Here is a 16,619-nt window from a genome sequence, read left to right on the forward strand (position 1 = left end):
AGGTAGCAAAAGAATTGATATATCAAAGGTTTTACCTAATTTAAAACTTGCGGTTTTAGAGTCAGCTTTACAACAGGCACGCACCAGAGATCAAAGTCAGGTGGGACGTTGGTTAATCAGTCAATTTCAAGGTTAAATCTTACTGTTTTTTGGCAGCCGCTTTCTCCAATAAAGACTCGGCAAAAGCGATGGCATCTGCTGCCGAATTTCCTCCCGTTAATTGTGCCAATTCTTCCCTTCTCGTCTGACGATTATCAAGAGAAGTAACCCGGACAACCGTGCGAATTTTCGAGAGATTAGTGGGATTATCTTCGGCAATCATTTGTTTATAAACTCGAAAATGGTGATCAGCTAAAGCAGCCACTAAGGGTTGATGAGTAACGCACAAAACTTGATATTGTTGACCTAATTGATCTAATTTATCGGCAATTGCTTGGGCAACTTTTCCCGATACTCCCGCATCAATTTCATCAAAAATTAGGGTTGCTGCTGCCGATTGGGATTGGGAAAAACAGGACTTTAACGCTAGGAGAAAACGACTCATTTCTCCTCCAGAAGCGGTACTGGATAAAGGTTGGATTTTTTCCCCCGGATTGGGACTAAAATAAAATACCACTTGATCGACTCCCAGACTGCTAGGATTACCCGGGTTAATCCGACAGACAAAAATCACCTTTTCCATGGCTAAAGGTTTTAATTCCTGTACCAATTGTTTTTCTAGTTGACTAGCGGTTTCTTGTCGCAAAAAGGTCAACTGGGTGCTAGTTTCTCGATAGATGTTTTCCTGTTGCTGACAAATTTTTTCTAATTCTTCAATGGATTGTCCTTCTCCCGTCAACTCCGCTAATTCCTGCTGTAATTTCTGATAATAATCGAGCGCTTCGGCTAAACTTGGGCCATATTTGCGACAAATGCGCTTAAGTTGGACAATTCTCTCTTCTATCTCGTTCAATCTCTCGGGATCTGCCTCTAGACTATCCCCATAAACGTTGATTTCCTGTCCCGCTTCCACCACCTGATTTAATGCCGATCGCACCATCTCTAAAATTGGCTCTAAACTTGTATCATAAACCATCATATTTGTCAAGATATTTTCAGCTTTTCCTAACAAATCGGCGACGGCCGGTTGATCGCGATCGTTTTGGTAGAGGAGTTGATAGACTTGATAGCTGGAATTTTGCAAATCGACACCGTGGGAGAGTCGGTTTCTTTCCTGTTCCAACTGTTCCAACTCGTCAGCGTCAGTTAAATTAGCTGATTCTAGTTCTTTTAGTTGATATTCTAATAAATCTAATCTCTGTAGGCGATTTTGTTCCGATTGCAACCTATTATTTAAAATATTCTTGCTTTCTTGCCAGTTAACGTAGGCTATGGCTACCTTTTCCCGCTGCCGCAGCAGCGATTCACCCCCGTAGAGGTCTAATAATTCCCTCTGTCGATTAGCGTCCATTAACTGAACTGTTTGACCTTGGGCGGTGATTTCTACCAAAAAATCTCTTATTTGCGCCATTTGTTGGCGATTAGCGACGACTCCGTTAATCCGAGAACGAGAACGCAAGGAATTATTAGTAATCACTAATTCCCGGCTGATGGTCAGACTATTATCCTCTAATGGGTCAATTTCCTGACTTTCTAGCCAAGCAATTAATTCTGGAGTCAGAGAAAAAGTCGCTTCTAGGGTTGATTGTTGGCTTCCCTGACGGATGACGCGATGATTGACTTTACCCCCGAGAACAATATCGATCGCATCTAATATAATTGATTTTCCTGCCCCCGTCTCACCGGTCAGTACATTTAATCCGCTGCCGAAAGTTAATTCTAAGCGATCGATGAGGGTAAAATTTTGAATTTGTAGGCAGGATAACATATATCGGTAATCAGTAATCAGTTGCTAAGTAGGTAGGCGTTAAAAATTATCAGACACCCCCCTTAATAAGGGGGGATTAAGGGGGGATCCCCCCGCCTATCGGCACCCCCCTTATTAAGGGGGGCAGGGGGGATCGAACCTAAAATCCATTTTTAATTTAATTATAACCAGTTACTTATTCTCATTATCTTTCAACATTCCCTAATTTTCCCCGAAACGGTAGCCCTTCCCATAGACAGTATTAATTAGAGGTGTTTCTCCGGCCGCTTCGATTTTACGACGCAGCAAACGCATCAGGGCAGGAACCACATTACTATTAGGTTGCTCTCCTTCTGACCAGAGATGCTGATAAATTTGTTCATGGGTGAGAAGTTGACCAGGATGGGTCATAAATAAAGTCAACAATTGTATTTCTTTTGCTGATAAACTGATCGTGCGACCGTGACGATAGGCCACTTGATTTTCGCTATCGAGTTCTAAATCAGCAGATTTTAATTTACTGCTATTACTAGCTTCAAAATTGGGAGAACGACGCAATAAAGCGCGGACTCTCGCTAATAATTCTCGCAGTTGAAAGGGTTTGACTAAATAATCATCAGCACCGGCATCTAATCCCGCCACTCGATCATCTATGGTATCCTTAGCGGTTAGAAACAAAACGGGAGTGGTGTCCCCTTGATTGCGTAAATATTGACAGATTTGTAATCCGGATTGCTGGGGTAACATCCAATCGAGAATTAAGAGGTCATAATTATTCTCTTGTGCCAATTCTAAACCCGTCCGACCATTATCAGCAATATCAACGTCATAGCCTTCTTGAGCAAGAATTTGTTCTAAGGGTTCGGTTAATTCTTTTTCATCGTCAACGATAAGTATTTTCATAAAAGTAAAAAAGATGGTGTCGGGTGTTGGGGTGTTGGGGTTTTTTAGTTGAATCTCCCCATTTCCCCATATCCCCATTTCTCCTAATTATCGATCTTTGGGTAATAAATTGCGCCATTCGAGAGGGATATAACTTTCAATAAATCTAGCTAGGGTTTGGTAATGACGCTGATACAAAACTCCCATATAGATAATACCAAGTCCCAGGGCGGTTAGGGCAAAGGGAAAGAAAATTGAATCGGCAAAGAGACGATAGGAGAGATAGGAAAGATAGGCAAATACTCCGATACCTCCAAAAACCACAAATAATCTTCTTTTTAGCAGGACGGATAATAACATCAATCCCAAGTTAATTAGACAGTACAAAAATCGTTGCGCTTCATTATCATCAATGAGGAGAGATAGACTAAACCAAAACATAATTAATCCGAATAGGTATAGCCAAAAAGCAAAATCTCCCCGACTGCGACGCTGACGTACATCAATTAAATAGGCCGTTATTAAACAGGCAATTCCCAACCAAAAGGATACCCACAGTCGTCCTCTCCATGTATATTCGTCCTCTCCAAATAGTAAAGGGGTTAAGTCCATTGACATATACCACAGACTAAAAGCGATCGGTGCAGTTAAGAAAGGAAATTTAACAAATCGCAAAGTTATTAATCCTGCGATAATCGTGCCTAATTCCATTAAAAACCAACTGCCTTTAGTCCAGGTATAGAAATCTGGATAAATGGCCATATTTCCTGCTTGCCAGTATCCTGTCCAGCGTTGTAAACCATAGATTGCTAAGGGAGTCATTGCCACTGCCATGGTAAATAAAAGGCCGCCGGGGATTTTGAGATTTTGCTGAAAATAGAGATTTTTACCGGTGAAAATAAAACAAATTGCATAAAACAGGGCGATAAAAAATAGTCCCGCACCGCCGAAACTCTCCCAAGCTTTGTTCATAAACCACCCCAGGGCGGAGATGACAATTAACGCCCCAAAATAGTAGGCCACATTAGCAAAATTAAAGCGAGGGCGATTAACTTCATCTTCTTGGGGATAACGGGATAAAAAAGCCGTCCATAAATTTTCAGCTTGGCTGGCAGTAATTAGGTTTTGTTGTACTGCCCAATCAAAATCTTCTCTTTCTAGTCTCATAATATTCTCTAGTCCTTAAGCTAAGATGTATTTTAACCGCCTATCCTAAGGATAAGGGAATAGGGCATAGGCGCAGATGTTAAATCCTGTAGTAAAACTTAATATTTACCGCTAGAAACATCCGAAATCCGCAAAATAGAGTATAATTCAGTCTAGATTAACTATTATCGAAGCAATTATGATAACTAAATCAGAACTCTATGAACAAGATTTTCAATTATGGCTGATAACAACAATAGGTCAGTTAGAACAAGGAGATTTTCAGGCATTAGATGTATCTCATTTGGTTGAGGAGTTAAAAGAATTGGGTAAATCAGATAAAAATGCCTTGGAAGGAAATTTAATGATTTTGCTGGCTCATTTACTGAAATTAAAAGTACAATCCTCCGCCACTGAAAGCATGAAATCTAGCTGGTATAGCTCCATTGTCGAACACAGGGAACGAGTTATCGCCTTACTAGAAAACACCCCTTCTTTGAAATCTCATGTAGCAATCGCCATCGATAAAACCTATCCTAAAGGTCGCAAAATTGCCATCAAGGAAAGTAAATTGGCTGACTTTGGAATTGCGATTCCTCCAGAGGAAGCATATCCCTTAGACTGCCCTTTTTCCTTAGAACAGATTCTTGATGAAGATTTCTATGGCTGATAATTCATATTTAATCCATCGGCTAAGACACTTTCAAAATGCTTCTAAAAAGTCTTCAAATCTCAAAAACTGGGAAGCTATACAAGTCACATCTGTTTCCCGATACTAAGCGATTCGACTGACTTTAAATAGAGCTTGCAAGCTTTTTTGCCCAACCCTAGTTAATCAGCCTTCAAGAATAAGTAAAAATTATAAATTTAAGGTAAATAATTAAAATATTTAAATATTTGGGGCGATTAGTTAAATGTAACAAGTAAGTTACAACATTTTGATTTTCCCAGAATTTGCCAAAATTTGGCTGTAAATCGGGGTTGCCTACATTTAATAATATGGTATGATCGTGGTATGCTGTGGGCTTAGTTTAAGCATTAAACCTTAAATCAACGGAAAACCAAGACAATCAGGGGACTGTGTTGATACTCTTGCCCAAAAAAAGCCGCTAGTGATGAAATTTTTTTATGTTGCAATTTTTGAAGTTTTGTAAAGGCTATTGACTTAAAGCCAGAATTGTGCAGGTCGAGAATTTTAGTAGAAATGCTCAAACTCCTCTCCCTTCTCCCTAATCTCCTATACTTTTTAAACAGGATTTAGTATGAGATAACCGCCGTAAGAGGGGCTGAAAACTGGCGCAATGTGGACATCGATCGAAAGACTAAGCTAAACTGGTAATGACTATGTATTAGGGCGGAGGTCAACGGACGCAACTATGGACAATTTGGAGGTAAAACAAAAACCGATCCGGTGTTTAGAAGATGCGATCGAAAGGTGTCAAACTTTAGGAATGCGGGTTAGTCGTCAGCGTCGCTATATTTTAGAATTGCTGTGGCAAGCGCAGGAACACCTATCAGCGAGAGAAATTTATGATCGTCTCAATCTGCAAGGAAAGAACATCGGTCATACCTCAGTGTACCAAAACCTAGAGGCTCTATCGGGTCAAGGCATTATCGAATCTGTGGAACGCTGGGACGGCAGACTCTACGGCAACATCAGCGATTCCCACAGTCACGTCAATTGTCTGGACAGTCAAGAAATCATCGATGTGCATATCCAACTTCCCCCGGAATTAATTAAACAGATTGAGGCATCGACGGGGGTAAAAATTACCGATTATCGCATCGATTTCTATGGCTATAAACAAAACAAATGAGCCAGATAACTGTATAATTGACCCTGTGAATAGTATCCGTTGACAGGCGGCAACTCTTGTGATCGATCGCCCTCTCACCCTAATTATCATCGATAATGACCCGATTTTCCGCTTGGGTCTGGTGCAGGCCTTGTCGCAGATAGAAAATATTAGTATCGTCACCGAAGGGGATTTAGAAACAATTTTCGCTTTGACTCTAAATCCCTCCCCCGAAATTATTATTATCGATCCTCTCTTTGATTGGTCTTACTGTGAAATTCTCCACTCTCGCTATCCCGAAAGTAAAATTGTTTTATTAACCTTTCCTCTCGATTCCCGACAGCAACTAATCGCCAGAGAATTAGGCATCGCTGGTTATATTCCCAAAGGCACAAACCTAGAGCAATTTATCACTATTTTAGGGCAAATTTCCCGGGATGAAACCCACGATGTTGCCCCTTCTGCTCTCACCATTGCTACTCGTTCAAGTTTAGCCCCTAGCCATTGGTTAATCACTGCCGGCAAAACGGGATTAAATCGCATCGAAAGTGAATTACATTTAATTGATCTCCATCTCAATCAACAGTCTTTATCCGGCTTTGATCGCTTTTATTGGCAGGGGAGAAAACGAGAACTTTTAGCAGCCCTATTGCTAGTGAGAAAACTAATTCCCCTGGAAGGTAGCTCTTACAATTCAGCTTCAGCGACACCTCCGATAATAATTAACAATATCGATCGGGAATTACCAATTTTAAGCCGCGAGCGTCCCCTCTGTGTTTCGGCGGTTTTTGAGTCCACTTTAGCGGTCATTCGATCGCCTTTAATTAATAGAACAAAGATTAGTTTTGAAATTGATGTTTTACAGGATAATCGGCAACGGGAATTATTGTATTTAGTTCTCGATGAAATTCGCAAAAATGTCGATGAAATGAGATATTTACAGATTAGCAGCGGGGAATTAACCAGTCGCTTAAATCTGATTATTTACGATATCTGGGAGAAAGTTACCCGTAAATTTTTAGAAATTAATGCCTCGGTTTCTGACGAAATTAGTAAAAGCAGACTTAACGAAATTATTCTGGAAGAAAGAGAGGCAATTCAAACAGAAATCCTCAATAAAATTCCTTTTACTCTTGACTTATTTTCCTATTTATTGTACGAAAATAGTCTAACTATTGACGGAGTAGGATACCGAGCTAATGCTCCTGAAACCATCGCCAGAGCCGAAATTCTCCTGCAAAATCTCATTCATAATATTGCCAATGCAGTGACGGTAATTATTCTCAATAACTTCTCGGAATCCGAAAGAGTCAAACAAAAACTTTACCGTTCAGAATTTCTCATCGCCAGAAAATTAGCTAAAATCCGCAATGAATTATCTTGGAAATACCGACGGCAACAATATTGGCAAGACCCCAAAGATATCTTTGAAAGTCAATATCAATTATTTCACTATAGCGAGGGAGAAATCCAATCTCTAGCCATTTATTCCCCTCGACAGGAAGAATTAAATAGTTTAACAGGCATACCCTGGTTAGTTTCGATCGCCTTAGAATTAAGAGACTCTTTATCTCCTCGTTTACGCGCTTTTTTTCGGGTGGTGGGTAAGGGAGTAGTCTATATCCTTATCCAAGTTATCGGTCGCGGTATTGGTTTAGTAGTTCGCGGGGTTTTACAGGGAGTTGGTAACACTTGGCAGGAAGTCAAAGGTAAGAAGGGATCATGAATTATAAATTATGACTGATAACTGATAACTGATAACTGATAACTGATAACTGATAACTGATAACTGATAACTGATAACTGATAACTGATAACTGATAACTGAAGTGACACTAACTTTTACAATTCCTTGTCAAAACTGTATTTATCGCGAATTTGTCCGACAAAAAACTGTCCTTTCGATGGTGCGGACTGAAAATCTTTATATACTGCCAAAGGTAGATCATGGTAAAGATAGATACCACCGTGATTAAATTCCACTTTCAGAATTTTTTTGTCCTGATCGTAGTCAAAAGATTTAATCGCTGTACTTTGACTTTTTAATAAGGGGAAAGCAATCACATCGCGAATACTGGCAGAATCGGTTAATAACATGATCAGGCGATCGATGCCAATTCCTAAGCCTCCCGTGGGGGGCATTCCGTATTCTAAAGCGGTTAAAAAGTCCTCATCAACTCCCTGCGCTTCCAAATCTCCAGCCGCTTTTTTGAGTGCCTGTGCTTCTAATCTTTGCCGTTGATCGATGGGATCGGTTAACTCAGAAAAACTATTAGCTAATTCCCGTCCAACCACATATAATTCAAATCTTTCTACGAGGTCAGTTTTTGAGCGATGAGGTTTAGCTAAAGGCGAAATTTCCACGGGAAAATCTAGCACAAAAGTGGGCTGTATTAGGGTTTCTTCGACTTTTTGCTCAAAAGCTTCATTTAAGAGCTTACCGATGGTTTTACAGTCCTCTGGAACGCCAATGCCGGCATTTTCTGCGGCAATACGAGCCGACTCGAAATCCTCAAAACTATTCAAGTCAACCCCAGTTATTTCTTGGACTAATTCGTGCATAGTCACTCGTCGCCAAGGGGGAGTTAGGTCAATTTCCCTGTCTTGATAGGTGATTTTCAGCGTACCTAAAACATCTTGTGCAGCGTTAACGATAATGTTTTCGGTTAACTCCATCATGTCATAATAATCGGCGTAGGCCTGATAGATTTCGATGGAAGTAAACTCGGGGTTGTGTTTAGTAGAAACCCCTTCATTGCGAAAAATTCTGCCTAACTCGAAGACTTTTTCAAAACCCCCGACTATCAATCTTTTTAGATGTAACTCGGTGGCAATGCGGAGATATAACTCCATCTCCAGCGTATTATGATAGGTGATAAACGGTCTAGCATCGGCTCCTCCCGCTTCACTTTGTAGCACGGGAGTTTCAATTTCAATAAAACCTTCTTGGTCTAAATATCTGCGAATGGCAGCGGTAATTTGGGCGCGACGGCGAAAAGTTTGTCGCACTTCCGGATTAACAATTAAATCTACATATCTTTGTCGATAACGTTTTTCTACATCGGTTAAACCGTGCCATTTATCCGGGAGAGGTAAGAGGGATTTGGTGAGAATTTCGTACTCGTTTACATAGATAGATAATTCCCCGCGTTCTGTGCGTTTAATTGTGCCTTTTGCTCCTAAAATATCGCCGGTATCGGTCAGTTTAATCACCGTGTTAAAGGCATTCGGCACGGCGGCCATGGTTTCACTAATGCGTTTTTTATCGAGGTATAATTGAATCGTTCCCGTTTCATCTTGCAGGTTAAAAAAGGCTAGTTTACCCATAATTCTTCGGGCAATAATCCGACCAGCAATTGCTACTTCTGTGCTAATTTCTTCCCCCGGTGCTAAGTCAGCGTACTGCTCTTGTAATTGTTGAGCATGAGCAGTAGATTTCCAATGGTAAGCGTAGGGATTTAAGCCAGCTTTTTGCAATCCTGCCACTTTTTCTAAACGAGCGGCCCGGATTTCTTCGAGGGTAGAGGAGGGTTGATTTTCAGGATTTTGTGCTTGAGATGCCATCGTTTTCTAAGAGGAACAATTCTGGGGGATTTATAGGTGTTGGGTTTTGGGGTTTTAGGGTGTTGGGATGTTGGGATGTTGGAATGTTGGGGTGTTGGGGCGTTGGGGTTTTAGGGTTTTAGTCGAAATTCCCCCACTTCCCCACTTCCCCACTTCCCCACTTCCCCACTTCCCCTAATAACAGTAATTATCGTCCCATTTCTCGCTTTAATTTTTTCAATTCTTCTTCCATTTCCCATTCTTTAAATTTTAGATCGAGATTATCGTAGTTCGAGCGCTGATAGTCCGATTCTTGGGGTTGATCCCAAAAAGTGGTTTCCCAGTCACGGGATTGATTTTTAGGGGCTTTTTCGGCTTTAATTTGCACTTCTTGACGACGTTGTTGGACCTGTTGCAGTAACTCTTGGGATTGACTCAGACGTTTTTTCACCCCTTCCATCCGTCCCCAAAGTTGATTACCCTGACGAAATAGGGCCGCCTCGCGTTCATTAGCAGCCTTCAGCAAGTCCTGCCGTCCAGCGGCCTTAGCCTTATCAATTCTAGCGTGCCAAGTTTGGATATCTTGGGCAGTGGCCAAAATTTGCTGTTCGAGACGTTGACGCTCATTTTCTAGGGCGCTAATCAGTTTAGCAGTATCGCGCTCCTGTTCGCGCAGTTGTTCCACCAGCGCCTGTAATTCTAATTGGGGATGACTTCTGAGAAATTCTTCCAGTTGGGTTTCAAGAAAGCGACTGACATCATCAAATAGATTGCCCATCTGTGCAATATCCTAAATTTTCAATTAAAGTCTAGGAGCGATCGATTTTAATCCCCCTCTTTTTAGCATAGGCTAGATCAACCCTAGATTTAAATAGGGTCTGCTGAAAAAGTTTTTCGGTGGTGGCAGGGTGTGGGGTGTGGGGTGTGGGGTGTGGGGTTTTACCGGTTTTGAAGTGGCCAATTACCTAATTTTCAGGGAAAAAGTACCTGAATTTTCCCCCTGATCACTCCCATGCCTGGTACTTTTTGATTGACAAAAAGTCTAAAAGGTTTACCCAACAAGGTTTTTAGATTTATTCAGCAAACCCTAAATATATTTGGGAAAAGTAGTACAAAAATGTTATTCGGCTGCCGGTTAGGGACGGGGAAACCAGTATAATAAAACTAAGTAGCTGGTTATAATTAAATTAAAAATGGATTTTAGGTTCGATTCCCCCTGCCCCCCTTGATAAGGGGGGTGCCGATCCCCCCTGCCCCCCTTGATAAGGGGGGTGCCGATCCCCCCTTAGTCCCCCCTTAATAAGGGGGGCATCTGATAATTTTTAACTCCTACCTACTTAGAGTAATATTTCCTGAAAACCTCTTAATTGTTTGACTTAAGTGACAACTTCACCAGCTTGGACAGAACGCATCGGTTATCAACGGGATTGGGTGTGGCGCGGTTGGCAAATTCGTTATAGTTTTATGCCGGCAAAAAACCCCCAAGATGCCGATAAACCCCCTTTAATTTTACTGCATGGATTTGGAGCGGCGATCGAACATTGGCGACATAATATTCCTATTCTCAGCCAAAATCATCGAGTTTATGCGGTAGATTTATTAGGTTTCGGTGGTTCGCGCAAAGTACAGGTTCCCTATAGCGTTAATCTCTGGGTGGAACAAATACACGATTTCTGGCAAACTTTTATCAATAGACCAGTGGTATTAGTGGGAAATTCGATCGGTTCTTTAGTTAGTATGGCCCTAGGGGGTAAATACCCAGAAATGGTAGCCGGATTAGTTATGCTCAGTTTACCCGATGTCAGCCGTCGGCGGGAAATGATCGCCGATTGGTTATTAAATATCGTCACTCCCATCGAAAACTTTTTCACTTCTCCTTGGCTATTAAAACCGATTTTTTACTATCTGCGTCGTCCGCAAGTCTTGAAAAAATGGACAGGAATCGCCTACGAAGACAAGAAAGCAGTTAGCGACGAATTAGTACAAATTATCGCCGCCCCAACCCTAGATGAGGGGGCAGCCGAGGCCTTTATTTCCCTGGCACAAGCTGTCAATCATCCCGAATATTGTCCACCGGCAAAGTTAATTTTACCACGCTTACAAATCCCGATTTTATTATGTTGGGGCAAGCAAGATCGGATGGTTCCCGTCCAGTTAGCCCAGGGTTTTGTCTCCCTTAATCCTAGGATTAAATATGTAGAATTTGACCGGGCCGGTCATTGTTTACAGGATGAATGTCCTGACCGTTTTAACCCAATTTTATTAGAGTGGCTAGAATCTGTTCCTGTTCTTTGAGAGAATAGGGAGAGTGATTGTTGGTGATAGTCCTATGCAAACCTTGGAATCGACGCTCAACCCTCCCGCAACTGCCTCCGAATTCGACACCACGATTCACCGGCGCAAAACCCGTCCCGTCCAGGTAGGTAGCGTTACCATCGGTGGTGGTCATCCCGTGGTCGTGCAGTCGATGATTAACGAGGATACCCTTGATATAGATGGTTCCGTGGCCGGTATCCGTCGCCTCCATGAAATCGGCTGTGAAATTGTCCGCGTCACCGTGCCGAGTCTGGTTCACGCCACCGCTTTAGCTAAAATTAGGGAAAAACTGCTCGCCACCTATCAACCTGTGCCGTTAGTAGCCGATGTACATCACAACGGCATGAAAATCGCCCTAGAAGTGGCCAAGCACGTCGATAAAGTGCGGATTAACCCCGGTTTGTACGTTTTCGAGAAACCGAAAGCCGACCGCAGCGAGTATAGTCAAGCAGAATTTGATGAAATTGGCGAAAAAATAGCCGAAACTCTGAAACCTTTAGTAGTTTCCCTGCGAGATCAAGATAAAGCGATGCGAATCGGCGTTAACCACGGTTCTCTGGCCGAAAGAATGCTCTTTACCTACGGCGACACCCCCGAAGGAATGGTACAGTCGGCTTTAGAATTTATCCGCATCTGCGAATCCCTCGATTTTCGCAATCTGGTCATTTCCCTGAAAGCTTCCCGCGTGCCAGTTATGGTAGCCGCCTATCGTCTCATGGTTAAGCGCATGGACGAGTTAGGTATGGATTATCCCCTGCATTTGGGGGTTACTGAGGCAGGAGATGGGGAATACGGACGAATTAAATCCACTGCCGGGATTGCCACTCTCTTAGCGGACGGTATTGGTGATACGATTCGCGTTTCTCTGACGGAAGCTCCCGAAAAGGAAATTCCCGTCTGTTACAGCATTCTCCAGGCCCTGGGACTGCGGAAAACTATGGTCGAATACGTTGCCTGTCCTTCCTGTGGTCGCACTCTTTTTAATTTAGAAGATGTCCTGCAGCAAGTGCGGGGAGCTACTCAACACCTCACCGGACTCGATATCGCCGTTATGGGTTGTATTGTCAACGGACCGGGAGAAATGGCCGACGCAGACTATGGTTATGTAGGGAAACAGGCCGGTTATATCTCCCTTTATCGCGGTCGCGAGGAAATTAAACGGGTCCCCGAAAGTGAAGGTGTAACCGAGTTGATTAATTTAATTAAAGCCGATGGCCGTTGGGTAGAACCTTAATTAGTTTTACCATTGGGGGTTGACATCTATGCAACCCCCGATCATCGGCGAGGATTTGTTATAATGGAAAGCTTGCTAGAAATTGCCGCCCCAGAGAGTCCATGCTACCTACACGCGATTGTGTTCGTCAAACCCCCGCTTACACTCCGGGAGAACAGCCCCAAAGCGCGGGATTTACCAAACTTAACACCAATGAGAATCCCTATCCCCCACCGGCGGAAATTTTTTCCCACCTGCCAGAGCAATTAGAGAAAGTCCGACTCTATCCCGATCCTATCTCCAAAGAGTTACGGCAAACGGCGGCGGAATTATACGGCATAGCAGCCGATCAGATAATCGCGGGTAATGGGTCTGATGATATACTTAATATCGCCCTGCGTACCTTTGTTAACCCGTGTGAAAGTGTCGCTTTTTTGGATTTAACCTATTCCCTTTACGAGACAATTGCCCGGGTACACGGGGCAAATATTATCGAATTTCCCACTAATGATAAATTTGAATTAGCCGGACCGATTATTTGTCCGGAAGCGAAATTAATTTTTCTAGCTTCTCCTAATCCTCCCGTCGGGAAACATCTTGAGCGCGACTATTTAGAAGCAACCTGTGCTAATGCGTCGGGATTGGTATTAATTGATGAAGCTTATGTGGATTTTAGTGATGACAATCATCTCGATTTTCTCTCCCGTTACGATAATGTCATCATTAGTCGCACTATGTCGAAAAGTTATAGTTTAGCGGGGTTAAGAGTCGGTTTCGGGTTTGCTTCCAGGGCCATTATCGAACAGATGGATAAGGTGCGTGATTCCTATAATTTAGATCGCATCGCTCAAACTTTAGCCACAGCAGCTTTAAAACAAAATAATTATTTTGAGGAAGTTTGGCAAAAAGTCCGTCAAACCCGCAGCCGTTTAATTACTTCTCTGCGCGAGTTGGGATTTATTGTTTTTGACTCGGAAGCTAATTTTATCCTCGCTTCTCCCCCCAACATTAGTGCCAGTGAGTTATATAATCAACTCAAAGAGCGTCAGATATTAGTGCGATATTTTAAACATCCTCGCATTCAGAATTATGTGCGGATTTCTATCGGGACCGATGGGGAGATTGATCGCCTTTTATCTGCTATTCAAGAGATTATGGGAACAAATTAATCTCTATTTCCGTCGAGGATTTATTAGCACTTTAAACCCTGATAACTTCTCAAAAAAAAGGCTAGATCGATCGGAACAAAGCAGCGACAAACAATGGTCTAATGGCCTGTCGTTTCTCCCGATTACTAGCCTTGGCTATCAAGATTATTAGTCCGACAAAAGGACTAAATACTAGCGCACAAATTTTTGAACTTATGCAATTTTATCCTCAAGGAATCACAGTTCAAGAATTGAGTGAGCGCTTAAATCGTCCCGTTTCTATGCTCAATCTTTGTCTAAAATCTTTGGTCGCTTCTAAAAAAGTCGTGGCCAAAAAAAATCATAATCAGTGGGTTTATACTAGACCTATTGTAAAAATCAAAAACTGTTGTTAGGGTTAGGAGTCAGTAGTCGGTCGTCAGGAGTCAGGAGATAGGAGATTATTTTATTTATTCTCCCCACACCCCACACCCTGTCCCCACGAAAAACTTTTTCAGCAGAACCTAATTATTAACCCTATTGCTGAATAACTATTTTAGGCTGTAGGTAGTATTCATCTTCTCGGACAACTATCTCAGCAATGCCGAGAAATTGAGCTTCTAAAGACTCCACGGCAACCAGAGAACCGATCATAACATTTGTATCGGTGAGATTAATTTTTCTGCCGTGAAACCAATCGATAATTCTTTCTGATGTCAAAGAAATCCAGTCTAGATGTGCCAAGGCAATGCGAGGCGAAATTAAACCTTCAGAATTAGCCATTAAAGCTTCCAGATTAATACTATCGGCTAATTGAAAACCACAGCTTTCCGTGCGCGTTAAACTGGCTAAAGTGCCACCGACAGCTAACACCTTGCCCAAATCTCTGGCCAGGGAACGAATATAAGTCCCCGATCCACAGTGAATATCTAGCTCTATTTGCGGAAATTCGCCCTCTAACCAGCCTAAAACCGTAATTTGGTCAATTTTGACCTGACGAGGCTCCACTGCGATTATTTCCCCTTTGCGTGCCAATTCGTAGAGACGGCGACCATCCTTGTGAATAGCACTATACATCGGCGGAATCTGGGCAATATTGCCAATAAATTCCGCTAAATGCGGCTTAACTGCCTCTAAAGTTAAATCGGGCCAGGGACAAGTAGCGATCGCTTTTCCCGTAATATCATCGGTATCGGTGCTGAGTCCTAACTGGATTTTTGCCCGATAAGCCTTATTTTCGGGTAAATAGGCCAGTAATCGGGTGGCAGCCCCGACGGCGATCGGTAAAACTCCCGTAGCCATAGGATCTAAAGTTCCCCCATGGCCGACTCGTTTTGTCTTAAGAATTTTTCGGACTTTGGCCACGCAATCGTGAGAAGTCCAATCGGGGGGTTTATTGAGATTTAAAAAGCCAAACATTATAAATTATGAAGTGGGGTGGTGGGGTGATGGGGTGATGGGGAGAATAGATAAAAGCAATCTCCTCAATTCTGAATACTGACGGCTGATATCTAAAAATCTGACGTATTAATATTAAGTAGGGAGGCGCAATTATTTATAGGATGGGTTAGCGGTAGCGTAACATGATCGGGCGTTGGGCTTCATGCTGAAAATAGTTAAAACCCTACACCCTACACCCTACACCCCACACCCTGCCCCCACCGAAAACCTTTTGCCGCAAACCCTACTTATATAATTGCATAACTTCGCTTAAAGGTAAACGGGAACGAACACCGATAGAAAGGTCAGAAAAATGACCAAGATCATAATGATCAACGGCAGCGCGAGCAATCATAGCGGCGTTATCGGTACAGAGTTTAAGCGGCGGAAAATAGACGGTTAAATGATGATTTTTAGCGGCAGTTTCCAGATGATTTCTTAAGGCGCTATTGGCCGCAACTCCTCCCCCGATTGCGATAGTTTTTAAGCCATAATCTAAGGCACAATTGATTGTCCGACGGGTTAAACTTCTGGCCACCGTATCTTGAAAACTAGCGGCTATGTCAGCTACAGGTAAATTATCTGGCTCGAATTTCTCTACTAAGCGCAAAACAGCAGTTTTTAAACCACTAAAACTGGAATCGTAGGCATGAAAACCGCCGGTTGGTAAAGATATTTTACCCTCAGGTAAGGGAAAAGCTTGGGGATTACCATCTTTAGCCATGCGATCGATTATCGGACCACCCGGATAACTTAAGTTTAATAATCTTGCCACTTTATCAAAAGCTTCTCCGGCTGCATCATCTCTAGTGGTTCCTAATTGTTGATATTTACCGCAGGCCTGCACATGGATTAAACTGGTATGACCCCCAGAGACTAAAAGAGATAAAAAAGGAGGTTTAAGATCAGATTCAGCGAGATAGGAAGCATAGATATGACCTTCGAGATGATGAATGCCGATAAAGGGTTTATCGTGGACAATAGCCAGGGTTTTAGCCGCCGTCATTCCCACCATTAAAGCACCTACTAAACCGGGGGCAACTGTGGCGGCTATTCCATCAATTTCTGACCAATTTAACCCCGTTTCTTGCCAAGCTTTTTCTAGACAAAAATTAATGGTTTCTAGGTGTTGTCGGGAGGCCATTTCCGGCACAACACCGCCATAGAGACGATGGAGATCAATTTGAGAAGAAACCACACTACTCAACACCAGGTTATTGTTAACAATAGCCACAGCCGTTTCATCGCAACTGGTTTCGATCGCTAAGATAATTGTCATGAATTAATCAGTAATAGGAAAAAATTAACTT

The 16,619-nt window shown here is 42.5% G+C and carries 14 protein-coding genes and 1 pseudogene; 8 read left to right on the forward strand and 7 right to left on the reverse strand.

Going from position 1 to position 16,619, the window contains the following annotated elements; genetic code table 11:
- Positions 1-136, forward strand: a pseudogene (locus EWV68_RS16940) (Uma2 family endonuclease); the annotation flags it as partial.
- Positions 137-139: 3 nt separating this feature from the next.
- On the opposite strand, the gene recN reads toward EWV68_RS16940, so the two are convergent.
- From recN to EWV68_RS16955, 3 genes are all read right to left on the reverse strand, one after another.
- On the reverse strand, positions 140-1,867 hold the full coding sequence (gene recN / locus EWV68_RS16945) for a DNA repair protein RecN (protein ID WP_287170478.1): 1,728 nt from the start codon (positions 1,865-1,867) through the stop codon (positions 140-142).
- Positions 1,868-2,068: 201 nt separating this feature from the next.
- Complete coding sequence (gene rppA, locus EWV68_RS16950) at positions 2,069-2,749, reverse strand: two-component system response regulator RppA (RefSeq protein WP_287170479.1); 681 nt, start codon at positions 2,747-2,749, stop codon at positions 2,069-2,071.
- 87 nt (positions 2,750-2,836) lie between these two features.
- Positions 2,837-3,895 carry a hypothetical protein gene (locus tag EWV68_RS16955; RefSeq protein ID WP_061432823.1) on the reverse strand — a complete coding sequence of 353 codons (1,059 nt, stop codon included), beginning with the start codon at positions 3,893-3,895 and terminating at the stop codon, positions 2,837-2,839.
- Positions 3,896-4,073: 178 nt separating this feature from the next.
- On the opposite strand from EWV68_RS16955, the gene EWV68_RS16960 reads away from it, so the two are divergent.
- The 3 genes from EWV68_RS16960 (at position 4,074) to EWV68_RS16970 (ending at position 7,396) form a co-directional block, all read left to right on the forward strand.
- Positions 4,074-4,544, forward strand: a complete 471-nt coding sequence (locus EWV68_RS16960; RefSeq protein WP_287170480.1) for a DUF29 domain-containing protein — start codon at positions 4,074-4,076, stop codon at positions 4,542-4,544.
- Positions 4,545-5,250: 706 nt separating this feature from the next.
- Positions 5,251-5,691, forward strand: coding sequence for a Fur family transcriptional regulator (locus tag EWV68_RS16965; RefSeq protein WP_004268517.1), 441 nt, complete (start codon positions 5,251-5,253; stop codon positions 5,689-5,691).
- Between the two features lie 58 nt (positions 5,692-5,749).
- Positions 5,750-7,396, forward strand: coding sequence for a DUF3685 domain-containing protein (locus EWV68_RS16970; protein ID WP_287170482.1), 1,647 nt, complete (start codon positions 5,750-5,752; stop codon positions 7,394-7,396).
- Between the two features lie 116 nt (positions 7,397-7,512).
- On the opposite strand, the gene lysS is transcribed toward EWV68_RS16970, so the two are convergent.
- The gene (gene lysS, locus EWV68_RS16975) at positions 7,513-9,234 is read right to left on the reverse strand and encodes a lysine--tRNA ligase (protein ID WP_287170483.1); all 1,722 of its coding nucleotides are present in this window, start codon (positions 9,232-9,234) and stop codon (positions 7,513-7,515) included.
- 187 nt (positions 9,235-9,421) lie between these two features.
- A complete protein-coding gene (locus EWV68_RS16980) occupies positions 9,422-9,991 on the reverse strand; it encodes a TIGR04376 family protein (RefSeq protein ID WP_287170485.1) in 570 nt (189 codons plus the stop codon).
- A gap of 602 nt (positions 9,992-10,593) precedes the next feature.
- Here EWV68_RS16980 and EWV68_RS16985 point away from each other — a divergent pair.
- From EWV68_RS16985 to EWV68_RS17000, 4 genes are all read left to right on the forward strand, one after another.
- Complete coding sequence (locus EWV68_RS16985; protein WP_287170486.1) at positions 10,594-11,508, forward strand: alpha/beta fold hydrolase; 915 nt, start codon at positions 10,594-10,596, stop codon at positions 11,506-11,508.
- A 34-nt stretch (positions 11,509-11,542) separates the two neighbouring features.
- Positions 11,543-12,763, forward strand: coding sequence for a (E)-4-hydroxy-3-methylbut-2-enyl-diphosphate synthase (gene ispG / locus EWV68_RS16990; RefSeq protein ID WP_287170487.1), 1,221 nt, complete (start codon positions 11,543-11,545; stop codon positions 12,761-12,763).
- 101 nt (positions 12,764-12,864) lie between these two features.
- Positions 12,865-13,911, forward strand: a complete 1,047-nt coding sequence (gene hisC, locus EWV68_RS16995; RefSeq protein ID WP_287170489.1) for a histidinol-phosphate transaminase — start codon at positions 12,865-12,867, stop codon at positions 13,909-13,911.
- 101 nt (positions 13,912-14,012) lie between these two features.
- Positions 14,013-14,285 carry a winged helix-turn-helix domain-containing protein gene (locus tag EWV68_RS17000; RefSeq protein WP_194018129.1) on the forward strand — a complete coding sequence of 91 codons (273 nt, stop codon included), beginning with the start codon at positions 14,013-14,015 and terminating at the stop codon, positions 14,283-14,285.
- A 121-nt stretch (positions 14,286-14,406) separates the two neighbouring features.
- On the opposite strand, the gene truB is transcribed toward EWV68_RS17000, so the two are convergent.
- Positions 14,407-15,288 (reverse strand): tRNA pseudouridine(55) synthase TruB, encoded by an 882-nt coding sequence (truB, locus tag EWV68_RS17005; protein WP_061432811.1) that lies wholly within the window; start codon positions 15,286-15,288, stop codon positions 14,407-14,409.
- Positions 15,289-15,553: 265 nt separating this feature from the next.
- Entirely contained in the window at positions 15,554-16,588 is a 1,035-nt protein-coding gene (gene tsaD / locus EWV68_RS17010) for a tRNA (adenosine(37)-N6)-threonylcarbamoyltransferase complex transferase subunit TsaD (protein ID WP_002798926.1), read from the reverse strand.
- Between the last annotated feature and the right edge of the window lie 31 nt (positions 16,589-16,619).

Origin of the sequence: Microcystis sp. M_QC_C_20170808_M9Col, from assembly GCF_007095495.1 — a bacterium.
Taxonomy (GTDB): domain Bacteria; phylum Cyanobacteriota; class Cyanobacteriia; order Cyanobacteriales; family Microcystaceae; genus Microcystis; species Microcystis aeruginosa.

What these genes read in the sequence shown, in the direction of transcription:
- lysS (WP_287170483.1), bottom strand. Translation starts at nt 9,234, where the DNA reads ATGGCATCTCAAGCACAAAATCCTGAAAATCAACCCTCCTCTACCCTC.
- truB (WP_061432811.1), bottom strand. Translation starts at nt 15,288, where the DNA reads ATGTTTGGCTTTTTAAATCTCAATAAACCCCCCGATTGGACTTCTCAC.
- EWV68_RS16955 (WP_061432823.1), bottom strand. Translation starts at nt 3,895, where the DNA reads ATGAGACTAGAAAGAGAAGATTTTGATTGGGCAGTACAACAAAACCTA.
- EWV68_RS17000 (WP_194018129.1), top strand. Translation starts at nt 14,013, where the DNA reads ATGGCCTGTCGTTTCTCCCGATTACTAGCCTTGGCTATCAAGATTATT.
- rppA (WP_287170479.1), bottom strand. Translation starts at nt 2,749, where the DNA reads ATGAAAATACTTATCGTTGACGATGAAAAAGAATTAACCGAACCCTTA.
- EWV68_RS16965 (WP_004268517.1), top strand. Translation starts at nt 5,251, where the DNA reads ATGGACAATTTGGAGGTAAAACAAAAACCGATCCGGTGTTTAGAAGAT.
- hisC (WP_287170489.1), top strand. Translation starts at nt 12,865, where the DNA reads ATGCTACCTACACGCGATTGTGTTCGTCAAACCCCCGCTTACACTCCG.
- ispG (WP_287170487.1), top strand. Translation starts at nt 11,543, where the DNA reads ATGCAAACCTTGGAATCGACGCTCAACCCTCCCGCAACTGCCTCCGAA.
- EWV68_RS16960 (WP_287170480.1), top strand. Translation starts at nt 4,074, where the DNA reads ATGATAACTAAATCAGAACTCTATGAACAAGATTTTCAATTATGGCTG.
- recN (WP_287170478.1), bottom strand. Translation starts at nt 1,867, where the DNA reads ATGTTATCCTGCCTACAAATTCAAAATTTTACCCTCATCGATCGCTTA.
- EWV68_RS16980 (WP_287170485.1), bottom strand. Translation starts at nt 9,991, where the DNA reads ATGGGCAATCTATTTGATGATGTCAGTCGCTTTCTTGAAACCCAACTG.
- tsaD (WP_002798926.1), bottom strand. Translation starts at nt 16,588, where the DNA reads ATGACAATTATCTTAGCGATCGAAACCAGTTGCGATGAAACGGCTGTG.